24 protein-coding genes and 1 pseudogene are annotated in these 24,132 nt (G+C 63.5%); 14 read left to right on the forward strand and 11 right to left on the reverse strand.

Annotated elements, in window-relative coordinates:
* Positions 1-31 precede the first annotated feature (31 nt).
* Positions 32-940, forward strand: a complete 909-nt coding sequence (locus JI748_RS09850; protein ID WP_201629984.1) for an MBL fold metallo-hydrolase — start codon at positions 32-34, stop codon at positions 938-940.
* A 141-nt stretch (positions 941-1,081) separates the two neighbouring features.
* Here the strand turns inward: JI748_RS09850 and aroC are convergent, their stop codons facing one another.
* Positions 1,082-2,197, reverse strand: coding sequence for a chorismate synthase (aroC, locus tag JI748_RS09855; protein ID WP_201629991.1), 1,116 nt, complete (start codon positions 2,195-2,197; stop codon positions 1,082-1,084).
* A gap of 129 nt (positions 2,198-2,326) precedes the next feature.
* Between aroC and JI748_RS09860 the strand changes: the two genes are divergently transcribed.
* Positions 2,327-3,172 (forward strand): MBL fold metallo-hydrolase, encoded by an 846-nt coding sequence (locus JI748_RS09860; protein ID WP_201629993.1) that lies wholly within the window; start codon positions 2,327-2,329, stop codon positions 3,170-3,172.
* Positions 3,173-3,247: 75 nt separating this feature from the next.
* Here JI748_RS09860 and JI748_RS09865 read toward each other — a convergent pair whose 3' ends face one another.
* Positions 3,248-3,880: a histidine phosphatase family protein gene (locus tag JI748_RS09865; protein ID WP_201629995.1), complete on the reverse strand. Its 633-nt coding sequence runs from the start codon at positions 3,878-3,880 to the stop codon at positions 3,248-3,250.
* A gap of 13 nt (positions 3,881-3,893) precedes the next feature.
* Positions 3,894-4,700: an enoyl-ACP reductase FabI gene (locus tag JI748_RS09870; protein ID WP_164533672.1), complete on the reverse strand. Its 807-nt coding sequence runs from the start codon at positions 4,698-4,700 to the stop codon at positions 3,894-3,896.
* 103 nt (positions 4,701-4,803) lie between these two features.
* Here JI748_RS09870 and JI748_RS09875 point away from each other — a divergent pair, with 103 nt between their 5' ends.
* From JI748_RS09875 to JI748_RS09885, 3 genes are all read left to right on the forward strand, one after another.
* The gene (locus JI748_RS09875) at positions 4,804-6,219 is read left to right on the forward strand and encodes an FAD-binding oxidoreductase (protein ID WP_201629997.1); all 1,416 of its coding nucleotides are present in this window, start codon (positions 4,804-4,806) and stop codon (positions 6,217-6,219) included.
* Positions 6,220-6,292: 73 nt separating this feature from the next.
* Positions 6,293-6,856, forward strand: a complete 564-nt coding sequence (locus JI748_RS09880) for a hemerythrin domain-containing protein (RefSeq protein WP_210338803.1) — start codon at positions 6,293-6,295, stop codon at positions 6,854-6,856.
* A 90-nt stretch (positions 6,857-6,946) separates the two neighbouring features.
* Positions 6,947-7,576: a hypothetical protein gene (locus JI748_RS09885; RefSeq protein ID WP_201630001.1), complete on the forward strand. Its 630-nt coding sequence runs from the start codon at positions 6,947-6,949 to the stop codon at positions 7,574-7,576.
* A 42-nt stretch (positions 7,577-7,618) separates the two neighbouring features.
* Here JI748_RS09885 and JI748_RS09890 read toward each other — a convergent pair whose 3' ends face one another.
* Positions 7,619-8,362, reverse strand: a complete 744-nt coding sequence (locus tag JI748_RS09890) for an SOS response-associated peptidase (RefSeq protein WP_201630003.1) — start codon at positions 8,360-8,362, stop codon at positions 7,619-7,621.
* A 64-nt stretch (positions 8,363-8,426) separates the two neighbouring features.
* Between JI748_RS09890 and JI748_RS09895 the strand changes: the two genes are divergently transcribed.
* From JI748_RS09895 to JI748_RS09905, 3 genes are all read left to right on the forward strand, one after another.
* Entirely contained in the window at positions 8,427-8,828 is a 402-nt protein-coding gene (locus tag JI748_RS09895; protein WP_201630005.1) for an NUDIX domain-containing protein, read from the forward strand.
* 10 nt (positions 8,829-8,838) lie between these two features.
* Complete coding sequence (locus JI748_RS09900) at positions 8,839-9,369, forward strand: TIGR02301 family protein (RefSeq protein WP_201630007.1); 531 nt, start codon at positions 8,839-8,841, stop codon at positions 9,367-9,369.
* Between the two features lie 78 nt (positions 9,370-9,447).
* On the forward strand, positions 9,448-9,726 hold the full coding sequence (locus JI748_RS09905; protein ID WP_201630009.1) for a hypothetical protein: 279 nt from the start codon (positions 9,448-9,450) through the stop codon (positions 9,724-9,726).
* Positions 9,727-9,866: 140 nt separating this feature from the next.
* Here the strand turns inward: JI748_RS09905 and JI748_RS09910 are convergent, their stop codons facing one another.
* A complete protein-coding gene (locus tag JI748_RS09910; protein WP_201630011.1) occupies positions 9,867-11,189 on the reverse strand; it encodes a dihydroorotase in 1,323 nt (440 codons plus the stop codon).
* An 80-nt stretch (positions 11,190-11,269) separates the two neighbouring features.
* On the opposite strand from JI748_RS09910, the gene ygfZ reads away from it, so the two are divergent.
* From ygfZ to JI748_RS09925, 3 genes are all read left to right on the forward strand, one after another.
* Positions 11,270-12,070, forward strand: coding sequence for a CAF17-like 4Fe-4S cluster assembly/insertion protein YgfZ (gene ygfZ / locus JI748_RS09915; RefSeq protein WP_201630013.1), 801 nt, complete (start codon positions 11,270-11,272; stop codon positions 12,068-12,070).
* 69 nt (positions 12,071-12,139) lie between these two features.
* Positions 12,140-12,757, forward strand: a complete 618-nt coding sequence (locus JI748_RS09920; RefSeq protein WP_201630015.1) for an HD domain-containing protein — start codon at positions 12,140-12,142, stop codon at positions 12,755-12,757.
* A 109-nt stretch (positions 12,758-12,866) separates the two neighbouring features.
* On the forward strand, positions 12,867-13,310 hold the full coding sequence (locus JI748_RS09925) for a hypothetical protein (RefSeq protein WP_201630021.1): 444 nt from the start codon (positions 12,867-12,869) through the stop codon (positions 13,308-13,310).
* Here JI748_RS09925 and JI748_RS09930 read toward each other — a convergent pair.
* The 3 genes from JI748_RS09930 to JI748_RS09940 form a co-directional block, all read right to left on the reverse strand.
* Positions 13,307-14,359 (reverse strand): cell wall hydrolase, encoded by a 1,053-nt coding sequence (locus JI748_RS09930; protein ID WP_201630022.1) that lies wholly within the window; start codon positions 14,357-14,359, stop codon positions 13,307-13,309. The genes JI748_RS09925 and JI748_RS09930 overlap by 4 nt on opposite strands.
* Positions 14,360-14,535: 176 nt before the next feature.
* Complete coding sequence (locus JI748_RS09935; protein ID WP_201630024.1) at positions 14,536-15,042, reverse strand: hypothetical protein; 507 nt, start codon at positions 15,040-15,042, stop codon at positions 14,536-14,538.
* Positions 15,043-15,168: 126 nt separating this feature from the next.
* Positions 15,169-17,451: a putative PEP-binding protein gene (locus tag JI748_RS09940; RefSeq protein ID WP_201630025.1), complete on the reverse strand. Its 2,283-nt coding sequence runs from the start codon at positions 17,449-17,451 to the stop codon at positions 15,169-15,171.
* Between the two features lie 100 nt (positions 17,452-17,551).
* On the opposite strand from JI748_RS09940, the gene ispH reads away from it, so the two are divergent.
* The 3 genes and pseudogenes from ispH to JI748_RS17610 all read left to right on the forward strand — a co-directional run.
* Positions 17,552-18,523, forward strand: coding sequence for a 4-hydroxy-3-methylbut-2-enyl diphosphate reductase (gene ispH / locus JI748_RS09945; protein ID WP_201630026.1), 972 nt, complete (start codon positions 17,552-17,554; stop codon positions 18,521-18,523).
* Positions 18,520-18,990, forward strand: a complete 471-nt coding sequence (rnhA, locus tag JI748_RS09950; protein ID WP_201630029.1) for a ribonuclease HI — start codon at positions 18,520-18,522, stop codon at positions 18,988-18,990. Before ispH ends, rnhA begins: the two co-directional genes overlap by 4 nt.
* Positions 18,991-19,022: 32 nt before the next feature.
* A pseudogene (locus JI748_RS17610) lies at positions 19,023-19,121 on the forward strand (endonuclease domain-containing protein); the annotation flags it as partial.
* Between the two features lie 4 nt (positions 19,122-19,125).
* Here the strand turns inward: JI748_RS17610 and JI748_RS09955 are convergent.
* The 3 genes from JI748_RS09955 to JI748_RS09965 form a co-directional block, all read right to left on the reverse strand.
* Complete coding sequence (locus tag JI748_RS09955) at positions 19,126-20,112, reverse strand: DUF808 domain-containing protein (RefSeq protein WP_201630030.1); 987 nt, start codon at positions 20,110-20,112, stop codon at positions 19,126-19,128.
* A gap of 12 nt (positions 20,113-20,124) precedes the next feature.
* Entirely contained in the window at positions 20,125-22,149 is a 2,025-nt protein-coding gene (gene glyS / locus JI748_RS09960; protein WP_201630031.1) for a glycine--tRNA ligase subunit beta, read from the reverse strand.
* Between the two features lie 63 nt (positions 22,150-22,212).
* Complete coding sequence (locus tag JI748_RS09965; RefSeq protein WP_201630032.1) at positions 22,213-24,102, reverse strand: DUF2207 domain-containing protein; 1,890 nt, start codon at positions 24,100-24,102, stop codon at positions 22,213-22,215.
* Between the last annotated feature and the right edge of the window lie 30 nt (positions 24,103-24,132).

Genomic DNA, 24,132 nt, shown 5'->3' on the forward strand with positions numbered 1-24,132 from the left:
ACGTTCATACTTTCTCGTTATCGTCGGCGCAATGGCAAGCACTCTCCAGTTCAACACGAGCTTCGATCCGCAAACTGGAACCCCGGTCCCCGTCGCGCCAGGCCTCGTCCGCATCACCGCCCCCAACGCGTCGCCCTATACTTTCACCGGCACCAACAGTTTCCTCCTCGGCCACGAGCGCCTGGCTCTGCTCGATCCGGGGCCCTCGGACCCTGCGCACATGTCGGCCCTTCTCGCCGCAATCGGCGGACGTGACGTTGCCGCCGTGATCCTCACCCACACCCATCGCGACCACTCGGCATCCGCCGCGGCGTGGAGCAAGGCGCTCAAGGCCCCGCTCTGGTTCGGCGGCCAGCATCGCCTCTCGCGACCCTTGCGCCGATTCGAAATCAACCCGATCCGCAGGTCCTGCGAGTGGGATCTGATCCCCGATCGCGTGCTGCTCGACGGTGAAACCTTTAAGGCTGGCGACCTCACCCTCACCGCCCACACGACGCCCGGCCACTGTGCCAATCACCTCGCCTTCGGCCTCACCGGCACCGATTTGTTGCTCACTGGCGACCATGTCATGGGCTGGAACTCCACGCTTGTTCCGGTGCCGGACGGCTCGATGGCCGATTACCTTGCCTCCCTGGACAAAGTCATCGCCCTCCCCTACCGCCGCTACGTGCCCGCACATGGAGGCGAGATCGAAGACGGGGTGGACTATGCCCAGGCGCTCAAGGCGCATCGGGAGTTGCGAAACCGGCAAGTGGTGGAAGCCGTAAGGGGCGGCGCCCGAACCATCGGCGCCGTGGTCAAGGCGATCTATCCGACGCAACCGCCGAAGGTCAGGATGGCAGCGCGCATGACCATCGCCGCGCATGTCGAGTATTTGGAAGAGCTGGGTAGTCTGCGGGTAAAGCGCGGTCTCCTGGGCACGCGACTGGAGCTCGTGTGATGCACCCACCTCTCCCTCTGGGGGAGAGGTCGACGCGCAGCGGCGGGTGAGGGGGCCTACCTGCACTACGGGGCTTCTAAAGGCCCCCTCACCCGTCTTGCTGCGCAAGCCGACCTCTCCCCCGAGGGAGAGGTGAAGAACTCAGTTCCGCTGGAACCCCACCCCACCCTCGCGCCCCGTCTGCCCTCTATGCCGCAGCATATGATCCGCCAAAACCAGCGCCATCATCGCCTCGCCAACCGGCACGGCCCTGATCCCAACGCACGGATCATGCCGTCCCTTGGTGATGATATCGGTATCCTCGTTGGCGCTGGTGACAGTCTGCCGCGAGGTCAGGATCGAGCTCGTCGGCTTGACCGCAAAGCGGCAAACGATGGGGTCGCCATTGGACACCCCGCCCAGAATACCGCCCGCATGGTTGGAGAGGAAATACGGCCGCTCCCCCCCCGCCCGCATCTGGTCGGCATTTTCGACGCCGGTGAGGCTCGCCGCTTCGAAACCCGTGCCAATCTCGACGCCCTTGACCGCATTGATGCTCATCATCGCCGAAGCCAAATCGGCGCTGAGCTTGCCATAGATCGGTGCGCCCCAGCCTGCCGGCACCCCTTCCGCCACCACCTCGATCACCGCGCCGACCGAATTGCCGTCTTTGCGCAGACCATCCAGATAATCGGCCCAAAGCTCGGCCGCCTTCGGGTCGGCGCAGAACATCGGGTTCTGGTCGACCTGGTCCCAGTCGAAATTATTGTAGTCGATCTTGTGCGGCCCCATCTGCACGAGGCTGGCGCGGATGTTCACGCCGGCCAGCACCTGCCGCGCCACAGCCCCCGCCGCCACGCGTGCCGCCGTTTCGCGCGCCGAGGTGCGGCCGCCGCCGCGATAATCGCGAATGCCGTATTTCTGGTCATAGGTGTAGTCGGCATGGCCGGGGCGATACTTGTCGCGAATATCGCCATAGTCTTTGGAGCGCTGATCGGTGTTCTCGATCATCAGCGAGATCGGCGTACCCGTCGTGCGCGGCCCGCCGGTGCGCTCGTCCTCGAAGACGCCGGAAAGAATCTTGACCTCGTCGGCCTCGCGGCGCTGCGTCGTATATCTGCTCTGGCCCGGCTTGCGGCGATCGAGGTCGCGCTGGATCATTTCGGGCGTCAGCAGGAGGCCCGGCGGGCAACCATCGACGACGACGCCCAGCGCGGGCCCATGACTTTCGCCCCAGGTGGTGAAGCGGAAAAGATGCCCGAACGTATTGAAAGACATGGCGCGGCCCCAGTTATGCGGCGGTTTTAGGGGGCCCGCCAATCGGGGTCAATGTTCCCTCACATTGATGTTTGGCAGGCGGCGCAACCTGACTAGGCCAATTCCATTAGCCGCAGCAGGAGGAACGCCATGACCGTCCAAATCGCCCTGCCGGACAGCGCTCTGGCATCGAGCCACGAAGGTGGCGGAGCAGCGCACGAAGTCACCCCCGACCTTGCCTACTTGCGCACCATGCTCGTCAACGTCGTCTTTCTAGGCGTGCGCAATGCCGGCCCCGGTGCCTGGGTGCTGATCGATGCCGGCATTATCGGCTCAGCCGGCGCCATCCGCAGCGCTGCGGAAGCGCGCTTCGGCAAGCATGCACCACCCGCTGCTATCTTCATGACGCATGGGCACTTCGATCATGTCGGCGCCTTGGAAGAGCTCAGCGACTATTGGGACGTACCGATCTACGCCCATGCCCTCGAGGCGCCTTATCTTACCGGCAAGGCCTCATACCCGCCCCCGGACACCAAGGCCGATGGCGGCATCATGCCAAAGCTTGCGCCGCTCTTTCCGCGCACGCCGATCGACGTTTCCGCGCGCCTGCGCGAACTGCCGCTGGACCACAGCCTGCCCTATGTGTCGGATTGGAAGTGGGTGCACACGCCGGGTCACACGCCGGGCCATGTGTCCTTCTGGAACGAGCGAACGCGCTGCATGATCGTGGGCGATGCCTTCATCACCACCGGCCAGGAATCGGCCTATGAAGTGGCGCGGCAGACGCTCGAAATGCACGGTCCCCCGCGCTATTTCACGCCCAACTGGCAGGCGGCAGCCCTGTCGGTGCGAACGCTCGCCGCTCTGCAGCCGGATCTCGTGATCACCGGCCATGGGCGTCCCGCGGCTGGGCCGCAGATGCGGACCGCACTTGAGCAGCTCGCAACCGAGTTCGAGACGATCGCGCTGCCCGAGCATCTGCAAGCTACCGAGTAGACCTCATCCTGAGCCCGTCGAAGCACGAGGTCGTGGCACGAATTAGGTGCCCGACCTCGTGGCACCACCAGTTCTCTAAAGTAGCTCGTCCCAAGTATTGGTCGCCGAGTGCAGCGTCATGCGGCCGCGGGTGAAATGCGCGATCACGCCCTGCGGCGGCGGCCAGTTGAGGACGTCGCCGCGCGGCGCGCCTTCCACCAGGTGCCGCAAGACGCGCAACACGCCGCCATGCGCGACAACCACGGAGTGGAGGGTGAGGACGCGCGCAAAGTCGATCAGGCGCTCTGACACATCCTCGTAATTCTCGCCGCCATCCGGGCGAAAACCCCAATAGCTCTCGTCGCGCTGACCCGGTGCCAGAGCCTGCGCATGCACCTCGGAATGGAGCTTGCCTTCGAGCGCGCCGAACGAAATCTCGATCAGCCGCTTGTCATGGATCACCGGCGGCAGTTCGACATCGAAGGCGGCCCGCATGCGATCCATGGTTTCGCTTGCGCGGCTCAGAGGCGACGCAAACCAGTTCAGCGAGCGGGGATCGACGCCATCGCGCTCCAGCAGATCGCGCAGCAGCACGCCGTTCGCATCGGCTTGCAGCTGCCCGGTGCGGTTGAGCGGAATGTCGCGGCTGCCCTGGTAGCGCTGTTCGCGGTTCCAGTCGGTCTCGCCGTGCCGGGCGAAATAGAAGTCCGGCCACTCGATGGCAGTCATATGCTCTAAAACCTTATTCGGAGGCGTCGCCGGTGTTGTCGAGCAGCTTCATGCCGACGACGTTGAAGCCGGCGTCGACATAGTGGATTTCGCCGGTCACCCCGCCCGCTAAGGGCGAGAGCAGGTAAGTGGCGGCGCCGCCGACATCGTCGATATCGACATTCTTGCGCATGGCCGAATTGGCTTCCTGCCAATGGAGCATGTCACGCAGGCCGGAAATGCCCGACGCGGCCAGCGTCTTGATGGCGCCGGCGGAGATGGCGTTGACGCGGATGCCCTTCTTGCCGAGGTCGACGGCGAGATAGCGCACCGACGCTTCGAGCGCGGCCTTGGCGACGCCCATGACATTGTAGTTCGGCACGTATTTGACGGCGCCATAATAGGTCAGCGTCAGGAGCGCCCCGCCTTCGTTCATCAGCGGCTCGGCGCGCTTGGCGACGGCGGTGAAGGAATAAACGGAGATATCCATGGTCAGCGCGAAGTTGTCGCGGCTGGTGTCGAGGTAGCGGCCTTCGAGCTCGTCCTTGTTGGAGAAGCCGATGGCGTGGACTACGAAATCGAGCGAGCCCCACTTGTCCTTGATCTGGCGGAAGGTTTCATCCATCGCCGCTTCGTCGGACACGTCGCATTCGACCAGGAAGTCGGAGCCGACTTCGGCCGCCAGCGGTTCGACGCGGCGCTTCAGCGCTTCGCCCTGATAGGAGAAGGCCAGCTCGGCGCCCTGCTCGCGCAATTGCTTGGCAATGCCCCAGGCGATCGAACGATTGTTGGCGAGGCCCATGATCAGCCCGCGCTTGCCTTGCATCAATCCAGTGGCCATTCTTCTTATCCGTTGCTGGAGTCGTTTCGCCGGTTGTGGCATATGGCGGGCCTGTCGGGCAAGTTCGCCGCCCCGTAAGAGGCAGCCAAACTCTGGTTTTCCCATGACCCTTTCCGCCGCCGAGATCGTCACCCAGCTTTCGAGCCTCGTCGGCGCCAATGCCGTCATCGGCGAGCCAAGCCGCATGACCACCTATCTCAGCGAACCACGCAAGCGCTTCACCACGGGCGCCGCCGCCATCGTCACCCCCGGCTCGGTAGCCGAGGTGCAGGCCGTGCTGCGCTGGGCCAATACCAACGATGTCGGGATCATTCCGCAGGGCGGCAATACCGGTCTCGTCGGCGGCCAGGTGCCCCGCCGTGGCGACGAGGTCATCCTCAGCCTCGCCCGCCTCGATAAGATCCGCGGCATTGACACCGCATCGGGCACTATGACCGTCGAGTCGGGCGTCATCCTCTCCAAGGCCCATGATGCGGCCGAAGCCGAGGGCGTGATCCTGCCGCTCTGGCTCGCCTCGCAGGGCTCGGCCCGCATCGGCGGCGTTCTTTCCACCAATGCCGGCGGCGTCAACGTCCTCGCCTATGGCAATGCCCGCGACCTCACCATGGGCATCGAGGCGGTGCTCGCCGACGGGCGGCTGTACCAGGGCCTCAATTCACTTAAGAAAGACAATACCGGCTACGACCTTAAAAACCTGCTGGTCGGCGCCGAAGGCACGCTCGGGATCATCACCGCGGCAACGCTCAAGGTCTTCCCCAAGCCCGAGGACTACGAAACCGCCATCGTCAGCCTCCGCGATCTCGATTGCGCCCTCGCCTTTTTCGATCTGCTGCGCTCCCGCGCCCGCCGCCGCCTCAGCGCCTATGAAATCGTGCCCCAGCTTGGCCTAGACCTCCAGCTCAAGCACGGCATGCTCGATCGCGACCCCACGCCCGGCCCCTCCCCCTGGTATGCGCTGGTCGAGGTCTCGCGCCTCTCCAAAGGCGCCTCAGACACGCTTATCCGCGCCGTCGAAGCGGCCTTCGGCGAAGGCCTCCTCGACAATGCCGTCTTTGCCGAGTCCCTCGCCGACCGCACCCGCATGTGGGCCTTCCGCGAACAGATGAGCGAAGTGCAGTCGCGCGAAGGCGCCTCGATCAAGCACGACGTTTCCGTGCCGATCCACGCCGTGCCGCAACTCATCACCGAAGGCATTGCCGCGGCCGAACGCGTCGCCCCCGGTATCCGCGCTGTGCCCTTCGGCCATCTCGGCGACGGCAACATTCACTTCAACTTCAGCCAGCCCGTCGGCGCCGATCCCAAGAGCTTCATGGCCGATTACGAAGACAAGGTGCACGAAGCGATCTACGAGGTCGTCCTGCGCCTTGGGGGCTCCGTTTCCGCCGAACACGGCATCGGCCAGCTCAAGGTCGACCTCCTGCGCCAGGTCAAGGACCCGATCGCGCTTGAAATGATGCGCGCCATCAAAACCGCCCTCGATCCCAAGGGCATCCTCAACCCGGGCAAGATGCTGGGCTGATCGACACGGCGGCAAGAAGGTCACCCCCATGTGCCTTCTTGATCCTCGCACGCCCCCAACCCATCTACCGCCCATGCTGCTCAAAGACATTCAGTTCTTCGACGACGCCACGCGTCCGCCGATCCCCGCCCTGCCCGGTATCACCGAAAGGCAGAAGCTGCCTGGTCAGCACCTCAAGATGATCCACGATCATCTGCGCGACAACATGGTGACGCTTGGCCGCCTGATCGAACGGGCCGCCGAGGGCAAGGCCAGTGCGGAAGAGGTCAAGGCCGAGACCGCCGACCTCGTCATGGTCACCAATTACCGCCGCTTCGGCACGCTCTGCGGGCAATATTGCCAGTTTGTCCACGGCCATCATTCGATCGAAGACCAGGCGCTGTTTCCCTCCATTCGCGCGCAAAGCCCGGCCTTCAAGGCCATTGCCGACCGGCTTGAGGCCGAACACGTGGTCGTGCATCAGCTGCTCGAACGGCTGATCGACACGCTGATCGCGCTTGCCGACGCGCCCTCGCGCCCAAAGTTCGACGATGCGGTGGAAGTCTATCGCGCCCTCGAGCGCGTGCTTCTCAGTCACCTCGGCTATGAAGAAGAAGCCATCGGCGACGCGCTCGGATACTTTGACATTGGAGTCTAGCTCCAAAGTTGATGTGTTAACCTTAGCAACCGGTGCAATACTTGCTCGTTGGCTCCCCTGGGCAGATGCCCGTGAGAAGAGGAGTCTCAGATGAACGCGAAAATTTTGGCCACGTCGCTGGCCGCCCTTGGCCTGGCGATCGCCAGCCCGAGCTTTGCCCAGGACTATACGCTGAACGGCACCGCCGTGCCGGAGGACCAGGTTGCCCGTATCCAGGCCCATTGCGATACGCTGGGCGGTTCCGATAGCGACATGAACGCCAATGCCGAACCGGGCGCACCGACCGCCGACGCCACCGGAACGGAAGAAGCAGCGCAAGCAGAAGCCAATATGGAAGCGGCCGGTGCGGCCACCACCGAAGCCGGCGCGGCTGCTGGCGGTGACGCCGGCAACATGGCTGCCGGTGCTGGCGCTGCCGCTGGCGCAGAAGCCGCGGCAACTGGCACGGACATGTCGACCGACAGCACCGCAGGTGCAGGCGCAACGGGTGGCGCTGCCGGCACCATCGATTTCGCGACGCTGGACGTCAACAACATCGATCAAGCAGCCTGCGCGGCGGGCGGCTTCATGGTTGATGGCGCGGTTGGTGCCGGAGCGAACGGCGCCGCCACGACGGGTACCGACGCTGGTGCAACGACCGGCACCGACGCCGGCGCAACCACTGGCACGGATGCCGGTGCCGGGGCGACCAGCACCACCACGACCACAACCACGAACTAATGCGCCTCGGCATCCGCCTTTCCGGGCGGATGCCGGCTCATCTCAAAACAAGTCCAGTTGTCCGCCGCCGCCAGCGGCCTTTTTCATTTTGACCGGCACTGGCTCGGACGGCTCCAGCGCCACCGGCTCGATCAGCCCCTCGTCATCGTCTCGCGCCGAATTGACCCGCATCGAGACGGGGTGAAATTTCAGCACGCCATCCTCGAGCGGCAGCGCCATCTGCGCCGCTTCCTTTGCCCGAACCTCGCGCACATTCAGCCAATTGTCCTGCGCCTCTTCATCCATCAGGATCGCCGGCATGCGGTCATGGATCACCGATAGCTGCGGATTGGCCGCCACGGTAATGGTGGCAAGGCTATCGACTTCTTCCCCGTTCGGCCCCGACCAGGTGGCATAAAGCCCCGCCAGCGCCATCGGCTTTTCGTCGGCGCGGGTAATATAATAGGGCTGCTTCCGCTTGTCCGGTCCGGTGTGCCATTCGTAATAGCCACTTGCCGGAACGATGCAGCGCCCGTGCTTGAGAGCGTCGCGAAAAGCCGGTTTGCTTTCCATGCCCTCGGCGCGCGCATTGACCAGAAGCGGGAACTCGCGCGGATCCTTGACCCAGCCGGGCACCAGGCCCCAGCGCGCAAAATGCGGTTCGCGCCTGCCCTCGGATTCCCATATGCCGACCACCGGCTGCGTTGGCGCAATGTTGAAGCGCGGCACGACGTCGATGCTCTTCAAGAGCTTGAAGAGCTCAACCATCATTTCGGGCGGCAATGTCGAGGCGTAGCGGCCGCACATGGCATGTCTCCTTCACTCTTGGACAGGTAATGTCTTGAGACACGAATCGCAAATCGGCGCCCCAATGACCGACCTCCCCAATGCTGCCAGCGTCGGCCTCGTCCGCGAGGGCAAGATCCTGCTGATCAAGCGGGCCTTTGCGCCCTACCAGAACCTCTGGACATTTCCGGGCGGGCGGCTGGAGCCGGGCGAAACCATCGAGCAATGCGCCACGCGCGAACTCCAGGAAGAGCTCGCGATCACGATCCGCAATCCAAAGCTCGTCATGCAGCAGGCGCTCGGCCGAGACGGCGAATACCGCCTCGCCGTCTTCGTCAGCACCGATTTTTCCGGCGTCATGCGTCCATCCGAGGAGATCTCCGCCCATATGTGGGCCGATCCGGGCATGGTCCACGCCCTGCGCACCACCTCCCGCCTCGACGACGTGATCAGAGAATGCTTCAAGGTTCTGGGCCAAAGCTGGTAGAGAGCGGGTCATGAAATTTCCTCGACCCCTCTTGCCCAAAGACTTGATTCTCGGCTCCTGCGCCTCCCTCCCCCTTGAGGGGAGGGACCGAGGGTGGGGGTCCCTCGGCGATACACCGGACTACCCCCCACCCCAACCCTCCCCCTCAAGGGGGGAGGGAGCAAAAAGAGCGCACGGCTGGAAACAGTCCTTCACCGCTCTTGCCGTAGCGCTCTCCCTCACAGCCCCCACCCTTGCCATCGACCCGCCCTACCAGCGGCAGATGGAGCGGCTCGCCGAGATTATGGGCAGCCTTTATTACCTGCAGCCGCTTTGCGAAGCGGGCGACGAGGACTGGCGCGAACAGATGAGCGAACTCATTGCCCTCGACGAGCCCGACGACGATCGCCGTCAACGCCTGGCCGGAGCTTTCAACGGCGGCTATACGGCCTTTGCCCGCTTTCACAAGCAGTGCACCCCAGCTTCGCGCGAAGCGCTAACCCGTCTTTTGGGCGAAGCACAAAAGTTGGCGCGGGACATCCACACCCGTTTCGCAGAATAGCCGCAATTGCTGATGCGGCATTAACCTTCGGGTTACTTCTCGCGCGCGGCGGCCATTATCCCATGTTATGCCCTTCCCATGAGCACGACCAAATCCCTCTTCTCGCCAGCCTCCGGGCAAGGACCGCTTGATCTCGGCCAGGCCGAGCGCCAGCTAGCGCTCGAATACCTCGCCGAAGCCTGGAACGAAGCCGAAGAAGACGGCGTCGAAACCGCAGCGCTCGCCCACGCCTCGCTTTTTGTCGCCCTCGCCACCTTCGTGCGCCAGCACGGCGACGAAGCAACGGCCGACCTCGTCGCCCAACTCCCCGACCGCATCCGCAGCGGGGAATACAACCTCGACCGGATTTTGCAGTAGGCCCCCTCATCCGCCCTTCGGGCACCTTCTCCCGCGAAGGGGAGAAGGGGGCAGGGCGTTCGTTTAGCCACCGCACCTACCCTTCTCCCCTCGCGGGAGAAGGTGGCTCGCGCAACGCGCGAGACGGATGAGGGGTCTTCCTAAGCCAATGCCTCCAAAAACCGCATCGGCTGCCCCTGCCCCGCCGTCACCAACTCCCCCTGCCACATCACCGTCTTGCCACGCACCACCGTGCCCACCGGCCAGCCGGTAACCGTCACCCCATCATAGGGCGTCCACCCTGCCCGGCTCTTGATCCACTCAGTGGTGATCGTCTCCCGGCGTTTTAGATCCACCACCGTCAAATCAGCATCATAGCCCACTGCGATCCGCCCCTTGCCGGCAATGCCGAACAGCCGGTTGGGCCCCGCACTGGTCATATCCACGAACCGCTGCAGCGACAGCCGCCCGGCGTTGACGTGGTCCAGCATGGTCGGCACCAGCGTCTGCACGCCCGTCATGCCCGAATGGCTCTGCGGATAGGGATGGTCCTTTTCCTCGCGCGTATGCGGCGCGTGGTCGGACCCCAGAATGTCGGCAACGCCATTGGCGACGCCCTTCCAGATGCCTTCGCGATGCGCCTTGTCGCGCACCGGCGGGTTCATCTGCGCATAGGTGCCGAGCCGCGTATATGCCGTTTCGTCGAGCGTCAGATGGTGCGGCGTCACCTCGACGCTCGCCACATCCTTGTGGTCGGCGAGGTAGACCATCTCTTCCTTGGTCGAGATATGGAGCACATGGATGCGCTTGCCGGTCTTGCGGGCAAGGTTGACGAGCCGAGTCGTGCAACTCATCGCCACTTCCGGCGAGCGCCAGACCGGATGGCTGGACGGATCGCCCGGCACGCGCAGTCCTTTACGTTCCTCCAGCATATACTCGTCTTCCGAGTGGAAGGCGGCGCGGCGGGAGATCGCGCGCAGGATGGCTTCCACCCCTTCATCGTCCTGCACCAGGAGCGACCCGGTGGACGAGCCCATGAACACCTTAACCCCGGCACAGCCCGGTAGCTTTTCAAGCGTCGCCAGTTCGCCGACATTTTCATGCGTGCCGCCGATATAGAAGGCGAAGTCGCAATGCATGCGGTTGGTGCCTGCCGCGATCTTGGCCTCGAACGTCTCGCGCGTCGTGGTCAGAGGATTGGTGTTGGGCATCTCGAAGACACCGGTCACCCCGCCCATCACCGCGCCGAGTGAACCAGACTCGAGGTCTTCCTTGTGCGTCAGCCCCGGTTCGCGAAAATGCACCTGCGTGTCGATGACGCCAGGCAGGATATGCAGCCCCTTGCAGTCCACCACCTCGGCGGCCGAACCCTCGATCGTGCCCAGCGCCGCAATCTTGCCGCCACGTACGGCGATGTCCGCCAGCCCCTCGCCGTCCTGGTTGACCACGGTGGCGTTCTTGAAAATGGTGTCGTACTGCGCCATGTCTCGTGACCCTGTTGCGTGATGTAGCGTTTTGTAGTGTGCCGCACGCAACAAACGCAACAAGGGCATTGAGGCAAGCCATGACCACCTATCTTCGCGCCGACCGCGCCGTGTTCCGCTTCTCCGGCGAGGACGCGCACCGCCTCATCAACGATGTTGTCACGGGCCAGATCCCCACCGAGGCCGGCACTGCCGCGTGGTGGGCGCTGCTGTCGCCGCAGGGCAAGATCCTTGCCGAAGGTCTCGCCAGCTTTGCCGACGGCGCGCTCTGGCTCGACGTCCACCAATCCGTCGCCGACGACTTCTTCAAGCGCATGCGCATGTACAAGCTTCGCGCCAAAGTCGAGATCGAAGACCTCCGCGCCACCCACCGCGTCGGCTTCTCGACCGATGCCGGGGACCGCGATCGTGATCTCGGCTTCCGTGTCATCGCTCCGGTCGAGCAAACAGCCGATTGGGTCGCCGACGACACGCCCTATCAAAAGGCCCGCATCGCCGCCGGCATCCTCCATCAGGGCAATGACTTCCCGGCCAACGACACTTTCGCCCACGATATCGGCATGGACATCCTGGGCGGCATCGACTTCGCCAAGGGCTGCTATGTCGGCCAGGAAGTCGTGTCCCGCATGAAGCATCGCGGCACTGCGCGGCGGCGCCCGGTGATGGTCAGCAGCATCGATGCTCCAGCCGGCTCGCCTGTCTTGGCCAACGGACGTGAGGCCGGCACGGTGGGTCAGGTCGTCGATGGTGGCGCCGTTGCGATCATCCGCCTCGACCGCATCACTGGCCCGAGTACCGTCACTGTCGACGGCAAACCCGTCAAAATCGCCCTCCCGGCCTGGGCGACCTACCACTTCGGCGACACTGTCGCAGAAGAATAGCACCTCGTTCCAGAATCGACCGCATTTGCTAATGTCGGCGCTCACGGCGATCTGGCACATCTGGCTCACATGACACGTCAAAGCTCCCGTGCCTGGCAGCGCATGCTGTCGGGCCGCCGCCTCGATATCCTGAACCCCTCGCCGGTCGATGTGGAGCTCTCCGACATCGCCCACGGCCTGGCCCGCGTCGCCCGCTGGAACGGCCAGACCTCGGGCGATTATCCCTTTTCCGTCGCCCAGCACTCCGTCCTCGTGCTCGAACTCTTCCGCGCCGCCAACCCGGAAGCCGGCCCAGAGGCGCAACTGCAATGCCTCCTCCACGACGCGCCGGAATATGTCGTCGGCGACATGATCTCGCCCTTCAAGGCGGTGATCGGCGGCAGCTACAAGGAGGTCGAAAAAGGTTTGCTGGCGGCCATTTACCTCCGGTTTTCGCTTCCCGCGACGATGCCGGGTCCTGTCAGCAAACTCGTCAAGAAAGCTGATCAGGAAGCCGCCTTCTTCGAGGCCACCAACCTTGCCGGCTTTGAAGCCCCCGAGGCCCGTCGGCTCTTCGGCACCCCGGCCCAGGAAGCCTTCGAGGTCGATGATTTCGACCGGCTGATCCGCCCCTGGCCAACCCGTCAGGCTCATGACTGCTTTATCGAAGCCTTCGATGGGATTGGCGCCCTGATCCCTGCCTCTTAAGCCGGTGCACATTAACCTTGCGCTAACTTAATCGTCGCCTGTCCCAAACTTGATGGTTACTGATCCGTTAAGGCCGCGTGCCGAAGTGGAACAGTTTGGGGACACCGCGATGAACCTGCCGACCCGCCACATGCTCTTGGGAATGACGCTGGGCGCCGCTTGCGCCACGGCGTTGGCTGCCTTTGGGCCAGGCTATGTTCTTGAAACTTTCGCCGACGAAATGCCGGCGGGGTTCGACACCGACAAGCTGGTCAAGTTCGACGACCGTTATTACGAAGTCGACTATGACCCCTCCGTCTCGACCGATCCGATTTCCACCGTCACGGTCAAGAAGATCGAGGCCGGACGTGTCAGCCATGTGCAGATTTCATCAACCGCAACGGGCACTTACTCGACCGACGCCTTGACCTCGCCGCATGTCCAATATCCGGGCATCGAGGTCGAACCCGCCGCCAAGACGGCGTTCTTTTTCTCGTCCTACTCACGCGGCAAGTGGACCGCCTTTGGCTCCTACAACGGCAATTCCTTTGTCAGCATCGGCCGCTGGCGCTAGCCGAACAGCCAGCCGGTCTTGAACTTGTAGAAGACGTGCAGCCCGACCTGCGTGACCTTGGTCATGCGCCGCGCCCATGGTGGCGACACGTAGGTGGCGTGGTAGTGCGTCGCTTCGCCGACCTCGGTGAGATAGAGCTCGCCACTCGTCACCTTCTGCGCGATTTCTTCGGCTTGGGCCCACGGGCCGCGTTCGGTGACGGCCTCGGGAATGCCGTCGCAGGCAAAGCTGAACTGGCAGGCATTGCGCTTGTTCTGGTTCTGGAACACCACGCCGCAGATCGTATTGGGGTAGCGGTGATCCTTGACACGGTTGAGCACCACCTGTGCCACGGCCACCTGGCCGCGATAGGTTTCGCCGCGCGCTTCAAAATAGATCGCCGTTGCGAGGCACCACATTTCCTTGTCGGAAAGGTTGGCCATCGGCTCACCCTGCAGCTCGAACACCGTCGCGGGCGCGGTGGCGCGAGCATAGGCAAGCTGTTCGGGCATCGATTGCGGCATGGTGACGTCGGAGGTGATGCTGCCGGTTGTCGGAGCGATGCCGGCAATGGCGTCGAGCGCTGCCGCCGCACCCGGATGCAGCGCCGCGGACGACATGCGCGGTCCCTCTTCTGCCTGTCCGTCGGCAGCGGCAAAGCCGGATTGCCCGAACACTGCCGGATCGGCAGGTCCACGCAGGGCTGCGAGCTTGGTGCGGATTTCGGAAAAGCTGCGCGAAATGGCGAGAGGGTCGGCGGCAGGCCGGATGCGGTCGGTTTTTTCCGCACGGTTCGGGCCGGTAAAGCTGGCGCTGGCAAAAAGGTGGTCGACGGAGCCGTTTATGGTCGGGGCCGCGCCGGAGAAGTTGATGGTCGCTTTGGCAACAACCGGTTCGGCTGTCAGCTTGGCAACGGCGGCACTGTCCGAGCCTGGGCCAAAGGCGCCGCTAGCGAGGCCGAGATAGGCGAGGGAGACTGCAACACTCGCCGTCAGGGTTCTGACGGCCAGAAGTCTCCAGCTAACCGCTCTGACCGGGCGCGACGGCACCGGCCGGTGGGAAAGGGCCATAAGTTCTACTCAACGCTACGCTACACAACACAAGCCGGGCAAAAGTGTCACAATTGCCGACGAGGTTGATCATCTGCGATTAGGGTTAGCGCGAGGTAAATGGCGTTGCAGGCAGCGAAAGGGCGCTGATGTGGCAGCGATGCGGCAAACGAATTTGTCGCAGCCGACACCTGGAACTATTGGGCGCAAGACTCAACCACAGGCGCGACGACCTGATCGAAGTCGGCCACGTTGAAGCGGACATTAAGCGAGCGGGTCGACGCCGGCGTCACCCGGACCGTCAGGTTGGTTGCGCCTTCCAGCGCATTGAGGAAGGCAACCGCATCGCTGTTGTTGTTGAGCAGGATCGCCGTGTTCTCGGCATTGACGGGAAGCGTGCTCGAGCGGGCGCGCTGCAGGTCATACTGCAAGGTCAGGCCCGTATCATTGCCCTGGATCGACATGGTGTTGCCGGCAAAGCCGAACGCCACCTGTAAACCACTGGCTTCACAGGAAACGGTGATCGTCGCCGGGGCCCGGCCACTCGGCCGAGCCGGGATCAACTGCTCGGATTCAAGCGTCACCGCAGCACCCGCCGCAGCAACTTCGGTGTTGCGAAAGAGCCCGTCATAGCAAGCCAGCCGTTCCGTATCCTCTTCAAGAACGGCGCATTGCGCCCCACCCGTCTGTGCAAAAACGGGCATCGGAAACGACATCAGCATTGGCAATGCCAAAACGGTTAGAACTCTCTTCACAGGCAACTTGCCCCTTTCCTCCATGCCGGCCGTTTGCCGGTCGTGCCTTTTATATAGGTGCGTTCAGTCGAATTTTTAGGTCGAGGTTTGCGCCAAGGTCAGTCTCGCCACTGGAACACGATAGGGTGAACAGCTGACATAATCGACGCCAAGCCCTGAAAAGAACTGCAGCGAAGCCGGATCGCCGGCATGCTCGCCGCAGATGCCGATCTTGAGCTTTGGGTTGGCGGCCCTGCCCCGCTGAATGGCGATCTGGATCAACTCGCCCACCCCTTTTACGTCCAGCGAAACGAATGGATCACGCTCGTAAACGCCCTTGCGCTGGTAGGCGGCCAGGAAGGCTGGCGCATCGTCGCGCGAAATGCCGAAGGTCGTTTGCGTCAGATCGTTGGTGCCGAAGGAAATGAAATCGACCATGTGAGCGATGTCGCCGGTACGCAGGCACGCCCGCGGCAGCTCGATCATGGTGCCGAAGGAAAATTTAACCCGCTCCGATCGGCTGAGCCCGGCATTTTCCACAATGGCCATCGCCCGCTCGCGCACCCAGGAGACTTCGGTCGCGGTCGACACAAACGGCACCATCATTTCGACAATGACGGGCTCGTTCTGCGTCTCACTCGCTGCCCGTGCGCCCGCCAGCATGGCCTGCATCTGCATTTGCAGGATTTCGGGATAGGTGATCGCGAGGCGAACACCGCGATGCCCGAGCATCGGGTTGATCTCGGCAATGCGCTCCAGCCGCAGCCGCAGCGCGCGCACCGCGACGCCCAGAGACGCTGCGGTTTCCTCGATTTCTTCGTCGGTGCGCGGCAAAAATTCATGCAGCGGCGGATCGAAAAGGCGCACCGTCACCGGCAGGCCCTTCATCGCCGAAAACAGCGCCGAATAGTCTCCGGTCTGGTAGTCGACGAGCCCCGCCAAGGCGCGGGAGCGTGCGTCCTCGTCTTCCGAAAGGATCATGCGGCGCAGCGCCACCATGCGCTCGGTTGAAAAAAACATGTGCTCGGACCGCGCCAGGCCAATGCCCTCGGCCCCAAAGCTCAGCGCCGTCCTCGCAGAATCCACCGTCTCCACATTGGTGCGCACCGAGATGGAGCGGCTGGCGTCCGACCAGCCCAGAAGCTTGCCGATCGAGCCCCCGATCTGGGGCTGGGTTAGTGGCAGCGAACCGAGATAGACCGAGCCGTCAGTTCCATCGATGGTTAGCCTTTCTCCGGCTCGGAATTCGCGATCGCCGATGCGGCAGACCATTTCGACGGCATCGACCGACAAGGTGCGCACGCCCGCGACACAAGGCTTGCCAGTGATGCGGGCGATGACGCCGGCATGGCTCGACATGCCGCCGCGGGCGGTCAGGATGCCAGTCGCGGCGCGCATGCCCTCGATATCGGCCGGGCCGGTCTCGTTGACCACCAGAATGCAGTGCTGCCCCCGCGCCCGTAGCCGTGCCGCGTCTTCGGGGTTGAACACGATGATGCCGGTCGCGGCACCCGGCGACACGCCGAGCCCTACCGCGATCGGCGCCACCCCTTCCGGAGACTTCAACCGCGGATGCAGCATCAGCGCCAAACGATTGGCATCGACGCGGCTGACGGCGCTTTGCGGCGTCCACACCTTGCGATCGACCCGGTCTACCGCAGCATTGAGCTCTGCGCCCGGGGTCGCCTGCACAGGCCGCGCCGAGATAAAGCGCAACGTGCCTTTTTCAACGGAGACCAGGCAGGCCATGTGCCGCCCAGCCTTGGCGTCGAGGAGAGCGATCAGCGCATTGACGCTGTCGGGCATGCGCGGCAGCGGGCTGCCATCGAGCGGCGCCGGCCCCAGCGCGCCCGTCGTCGCATTGCGCGTCAGAAACTGCTCGTCATCGCCACCCGCCATGGCCTGGACCAGGACGATCTGGCGGCTGCGATCTTCTTCGCGCCCGGTCCAGGTGCGATCCGAAAAGCCATAGCTTTCAAATGCCTGCTTGATTGCCCGCGCCAGAGGCCGGTTCGGGTCCACCGCGTCTTCGGGCAGATCGGGTGCGGGAATGCCGATGCGCGCCGGCATCAACCCGCCATTGTGGGCCGAGGCCGAGGTGCGCACCACAAGCTTTGGCGGCACGCCGTCCTTGTCCACCAGCTTGAACAGGCAGGCGACCCAATGGGTGCGCAGCCTTTTGTCCTTGCGGCCGCGCTCGGCCTGCAGTTCGTCCCAGGCAGCACGGGTAATGGCGATGGTCGGGACCGTTGGGAAACCCGCATCGGCGACGCGGAAAATCCAGCGCGCTTTGCCCGTCAGAAGCTTGAGCTGACTGGCGCTGAGGTTCGCTTTCGCCATTGCCGGGGCAATCGCAAACATTTCCTGCGCCAAACTCACTGTGCGGCTTCCTTGCCCATCGACCTGCTCATATTGCCCATGCCCTCAGCGACCGCAACAGCACTTGACTTGCGGGCAGCACGAAAGCATCTGATCTGGCATGGAAAAAAGGCCGCACCTCGACATTCTGCTCTGTGCGCCGCGCGGATTTTGCGCTGGCGTCGATCGCGCCATCCAGATCGTGGAACTGGCGCTCGAAAAGTATGGCGCCCCGGTCTATGTGCGACACGCCATCGTTCACAACAAATATGTCGTCGACGGCCTCAAAGCCAAGGGCGCCGTGTTTGTCGAGGAACTTTCCGAGATCCCCGATAGCGCCGCACCAGTGGTTTTTTCCGCCCACGGCGTGCCCAAAAGCGTTCCTGCCGACGCCAGGACGCGCAACATGTTCTTCCTCGATGCCACCTGCCCGCTGGTCAGCAAGGTGCATGTGGAGGCGTCGCGCCATTTCGAGGAAGGTCACGAGATCGTCCTGATCGGCCACGCGGGTCACCCTGAAGTGATCGGCACGATGGGCCAGTTGCCCGAGGGCGCCGTGACGCTGATCGAGACCGTCGCGGATGCCAATGCCTTCACCCCGCGCGATCCGAACACCCTCGCCTTCGTCACGCAGACGACGCTTTCGGTCGACGACACGCGCGAGATCGTTGAAGCGCTCAAGGCGCGCTTTCCCGCCATCAACGGTCCGCACAAGGAAGATATCTGCTACGCGACCACCAATCGCCAGGAGGCCATCAAGGCCGTGGCGCCGCTGGTCGATGCCATGATCGTCGTGGGGTCCAAGAACTCGTCCAATTCGCTTCGCCTCGTCGAAGTGGCGCTGCGCTCCGGCTGCAAGGTTGCAACGCTTGTCGACCGCGCCGAAGACATCGACTGGTCGCTTTATTCGGGCCTTTCTTCGCTGGGCGTCAGCGCCGGCGCCTCGGCGCCCGAAAAGCTGGTTGAGGAGGTCATCGACGCCTTCGCCCTGCGCTACGACGTTCGGGTCGAAACCAAGGTCACGGCCGAAGAAAACATCGCCTTCAACATTCCCCGCGTGCTGCGTACCATGGAAGTGGCCGTCGGCCGATGAGCGATCGCGTGGTGATCCACACGGACGGGGCCTGTTCAGGCAATCCCGGCCCTGGCGGCTGGGGTGCGATCCTGCAGTTCGGCGCCCACCGCAAAGAGCTCAAGGGCGGCGAAGCTCTCACCACCAACAATCGCATGGAGCTCAAGGCCGCAATCGAAGCGCTTACGGCCCTCACAAGGCCCTGCAACATCGATCTTCATACCGATAGCCAATACGTCAAGAATGGCGTCCAGAGCTGGGTGCATGGCTGGAAGCGCAATGGCTGGCGCACCGCCGACAAGAAGCCGGTCAAAAATGTCGAGCTCTGGCAGGCGCTCGAAGAAGCGACGCAGCGCCACGAGATCGAGTGGCACTGGGTAAAGGGTCACGCTGGCGACGAGCTCAACGAACGCGCCGACGAACTCGCCCGCGAAGGCATGGCGCCGTTCAAGCAGAAAAAAGCCGTCCCGCTTACGCCGCCGGTTTAGGGAAACCCCTCACCCGTCTCGGCCTTTGGCCGATCCACCCTCTCCCGCAAGGGGAGAGGGGAAGTTGGAGTGTAGCGCGCTCCCCTTCTCCCCTCGCGGGAGAAGGTGCCCGAAGGGCGGATGAGGGGGCTAATGCTAAGCCGTGGCCCGCTTCGGCAGCATGCCCTTTACCGCCCGCCAGGCCGGCGCAATGACATAGCCGGCCACCGGGATCAGAAGCGCGCCGATCAGAATGCCGAAGACGAAGTCAACCGCAGCCGTCGCCAGCCACCCCGCAAAGCCAGCAATGGCCGGGAACGTCGCCTCTGCCCAATGGGCTGCAGTTTCGATGATGTGCTCGGGCCAGGCCAGGCCAAACTCATAAAGCCCATGCACGACGATGCTGCCGCCGACCCAGGTCATGGCGGCGGTGCCGATGATGCTGAGGATGCGCATGAAGTGCGGCATGGCCACCACGATGCCGCGGCCAATCGCGCGGCCGCCGCCGGTGCGGCCGTTCTTGGCCAGAAACAGGCCGAAATCGTCGCCCTTCACAATGAGCGCCACGACGCCATAGACGGCAAAGGTAATGCCGATCCCGGCCACGGCCAGGATGGCCGCGCGCGTCCAGAAGTCCGGCGTTTCGATCGCGGCGAGGATGATGGTCATGATCTCGGCCGATAGAATGAAATCGGTCTTGATCGCGCCGCCGACCTTCTGGTCTTCAAGCGTCTGCGGGTCGATCGCCGCCGGCTCGAGCGACGCCTCATGATGCTCGGCCTCGTGCGGCATCAGCGCGTGGAAGATCTTTTCGGCGCCTTCATAGCAAAGATAGGCGCCACCGATCATGAGCAGCGGCGTGATCAGCCAGGGCGCGAAAAGGCTCAGCAGCAGCGCCGCGGGCAACAGGAACAAAAGCTTGTTCTTGATCGAACCCCAGGCGATCTTGCCGACGATGGGCAATTCGCGATCGGCCTTGAACCCCTGCACATAGTTGGGGGTCACCGCGGCGTCGTCGATCACCGCGCCGGCGGCTTTTACGCCTGCCTTGGCAGCTTGCCCGGCAATGTCATCCAGCGAGGCGGCAGCGATCTTGACGATGCCCGCAATGTCGTCGAGCAGAGCTAAAAGACCGACTGCCATCAAGAATCTCCGTTAGCCAGCGACCTTCGAAAAGTCCGCCACAAGGTGCATGGTAACGCGAAGGCGAGCCAAGAGGTTCAAGCGATTAATGCGCACGGCCGGATCGGCGTCGTTGACCAGAACGGCCGTGAAGAATGCGTCGACCGGCGCCCGCAACGTCGCAAGTTCCGCCATGGCGCCCTTGTAGTCGTCCTTGGCGACATGCCCGGCCACGGCGGCGTGCACGCCATCAACGGCAAAAGCGAGCGCTTCTTCCTCGGGCAAGCGGAACGCAGCCTGGTCCACCGGACCATCATAGCGCGTGCCGTCCTTCTTTTCCTCGGCCGCAAGAATATTCGCGGCGCGCTTATAACCGGCCAGCAGGTTTGCACCATCATCAGTCGCCAGCAGCGTCGACAGCGCCTCGGCGCGCGGGGTGATCTGCAGGATGTCGTTGCTGTCCGAAGACAGAACCGCATCGACCAGGTCATGCCGTGCCCCGGCATCGCGCAGCGTGACCTTGAGCCGATCATGGAAGAAGGCGAGGAGATCGGCGTCGACCTTGAGCGGAAATCGCAGGTTGTTCTCGGAAATGATGCGGATGACGCCCAGCGCTGCTCGGCGCAGCGCGAAGGGGTCGCGTGAGCCGGTCGGCTTTTCATCGATCGACCAGAAGCTCGTCAGTACATTGAGCTTGTCGGCCAGCGCCACGGCGATCGACACCGGTTCGGTCGGCACGCGATCGGAGGGGCCAACGGGCTTGTAGTGCATTTCGACAGCGTTCGCGATTTCCGCCGGCTCGCCTTGCGCGGTCGCGTAGTAGCGCCCCATCAGGCCCTGCAGCTCCGGAAATTCTCCCACCATGCCGGTGACCAGATCGGCCTTGGCGAGCATCGCCGCACGCTTGGTCTTTTCCACATCGGCACCGACCTGCGGCGAGATCTCCGCCGCCAGCGCCACCAGCTTTTCCACCATGGCGAACTGCGTGCCGAGCTTGGCGTGGAACACCATGTCCTCGAGCTTCGGCAGCCCGTGCTCGAGCGGAATTGCAAGGTCGCCCTGATAGAAGAAGGCCGCGTCTGAGAGGCGGGCGCGAATGACGCGCTCATTTCCCGCCACGACGATCGCGCCGCCATCGGCGGGAATGGTGTTGCTGGTGATGATAAAATTCGGCGCCAGCTTGCCGGACGCATCGCGCAGGCAGAAGCATTTCTGGTTTGCGCGGATGGTGGCGATGATCACCTCTTCGGGAAGTTTGAGGAAGTCCGGATCAAACGAGCCCATCATCACATTGGGCCATTCGACGAGGCCCGCGACTTCCTCGAGCAGGCCTTCATCCTGAATAACCGTCAGCCCCTGCGCAAAGGCCAGGTGATCGGCATCGGTGCGAATGATTTCCTTGCGCCGATCGGCATCCAGCACCACCTTGGCGCGCTCCAGCGCCACCACATAGTCGTCGAAGCGCTTGACGCGGATGGCGTCCGGCGAAAGGAAGCGATGGCCGAAGGTCGTCTGCCCCGACTGCAGGGTAAAGGCGGTGAACGGCACCACGACCGGCTCGTCATTCTCGGTGCCAAAGGTTGCCGTCACGGCGCGTAGCGGCCGAACCCAGGTGGCCGTGCCCGAGCCCCAGCGCATGGATTTCGGCCACGGAAAGTCAGCCAGGATTTTGGGCAGGATTCCCGAAAGCAGGTCGACGGCATCGGCGCCGGGCTTGTCGATCCGGGCAACATAGAAATCGCCCTTCTTGGGATCGCTCTCGACCTTGGCCTCTTCGATCGAGCTCAAGCCAGAAGCGCGTAGAAAACCATCGATCGCCGGCTGCGGCGCCCCAACCTTGGGGCCCTTCTTTTCCTCGCGCGTCTCGGGCGAGCGCACCGGCAAGCCCGACACTGCCAGCGCCAGCCGCCGCGGCGTCGCAAAAGCCTTGGCGCCCTCATAAACCAGACCTGCATCGACCAGGGCATTGGTCACGGCCTTCTTCAGGTCCTCCGCCGCGCGACGCTGAAAGCGGGCGGGAATTTCCTCGGAAAAAAGTTCAAGCAGCAGTTCAGGCATGGCGGCAACCGGGTAGGTGAAGGCACAGGGTGCTTAGCGCGAGGGCGCGGTTCTGTCGATGGCCTACCAACCGCCCCCGCCGCCACCGCCCCCGCCTCCGCCGGAGAAACCGCCGCCGCTTGAGCCGGAGGAACTTGCCTGTACCGGTTGGGCGGCGACCATGGCTGCGGCCATGCCGGAGCTTGCGGCGGCGACGCCGCGCGACAGGCCGCCATTGCTCCAGCCGCCGTTGCGGCCCGAATACCAGAGTGGAGAATAGCTGCCTTGCGGCTGGGCGTTGCGGGCGAGTTCGGCCTCAAAGTGGTAGGACCAGGGCTTTTCGACATCCAGCGCGATGGCATAAGGCAGGATGCGCTCGAAGCGCTCCACCGTCAAAGGCGGCTCGTTGTTGATGTTGAGCCGGTTCTTTTCGGCCGTGTCGAGATAAAGCCGGAAGCCTTCGATCTCGTCCATGATCTTGCGGCCCTGCACCGTCGGCGCACGCATCAGCACGGCAAAGATCACCGTCATCACCACGATCGACCCCGCGGCTATCGCTGCGGTGTTGATGGTCACGGTGGTAAGAACAGCAAGCGCCGCACTGGCAAAGTTGAATAGGAAGATGCCCACGAAGACGATCAGGATGATGCGCTGCACCACGTGGCCGGATTTCATGACGTTAAAGAGAACGCTGCCGATCACGCCGACGAAGATGCCGCCGAAAACCGCAGCGACCAGCCAGACCGGATCGAGCGCGTCGAGCGCCACCATGCCGACCAGAGCCAGGATGGCGAGAACGACGCTGAGGACGGCAAAGCCCCAATTGTTGTTGAACCAGATCTTGCGGTTTTCCGCTTCGATGGCGCCGGTAAACTCGCTGCGCTTGGTGCCCAGTTCAACGCCATTGGTCTTGTCGAAGCTGACCGAACCGCGCTTGGAAAAATAGTCGAACAGCACCTTTTCGCCCGTCGGCAGCTTTTCCCCTGGCTGCTTGCCGGTGGCGGAAACCGTCAGCGTCTTGGCGGTGTTGTCGATGGTCACCAGCCCCTTGACCCCGAGGTCGAAAATCGCTGCCGTCATCGCTGTCCAGCCGGAGTTTGCAAAACCCCATTTGTGCACATAGTGCACCAGCGCCGGCGAAAAGCCCTTTGGCGGGTGAAAGAGCGGGATCACCGTGCCCTTGGGCGGGTCGCGGCCGATGCGGGACCAGGTGGTGAAATTGAAGGCGAAGAGTGCAATGACCGCCAGGATCGGCAGCCAGATTTCGCGGGTGTCGGAAGCCGTTTGGAGCAGGGCATCGGCACCTTTAGGGTAGGCGACGATGCCCGCCGGAAAAGAAACGGCAAAACTCATCCCTTCCCCGGGTCCGAGTTCCCGCTCGGTACGGAATATGGCCGTCGTGTCGCTCTCGCGCGTGATGGCGACTGCGGTTTCGGTCGACCCGGCCGCGCCGGTATATGCAGCCAGGTTCTGGATGGTCGCGCCCTCGGGCAGGGTCACCCGAGCGACGGACTGGATTATCGGAAAGTCCCAATAATTGCCCGTGGCATTCCAATAGAGCTCGTCGCCATCGGCGCTGGGCCGTGCCATGCGGTCCATGCTGTAGCGGATCGTGTAGCGGTGCATGCCATCGCTCAGCAACGCATCAGGATTGCCGATCCAGATGCGCTGGAAATCGCCCATGCGCTCGACCCGGAACAGTTCGGGGCGCCCCGCGCGCGATACCGCCTCCACATCGAGATCGATGCGGATCTTGGTGCCCGATGCGCTGAGCATCGTCACCGGGATATCGCGATAGATACCACGCCTTATGTCGATGCCCTCGGCATTGACGTCGATCGTCTCGAGCACCGCCACGGACCCGTCGGTGCGCAGCGTCACGTCGGATGCGAAGGAGCGGATCTCCTCGCGCGCCAAGGTCGGCAGCGTGAGCGCGAGGAGAACAGCCAGGGTGGCGAGTAGACGCGACAGCATGATCTTCATCCCGGGAGACATGCCACACTC

This window comes from Devosia rhizoryzae (assembly GCF_016698665.1).
In the GTDB taxonomy this organism is placed as follows: domain Bacteria; phylum Pseudomonadota; class Alphaproteobacteria; order Rhizobiales; family Devosiaceae; genus Devosia; species Devosia rhizoryzae.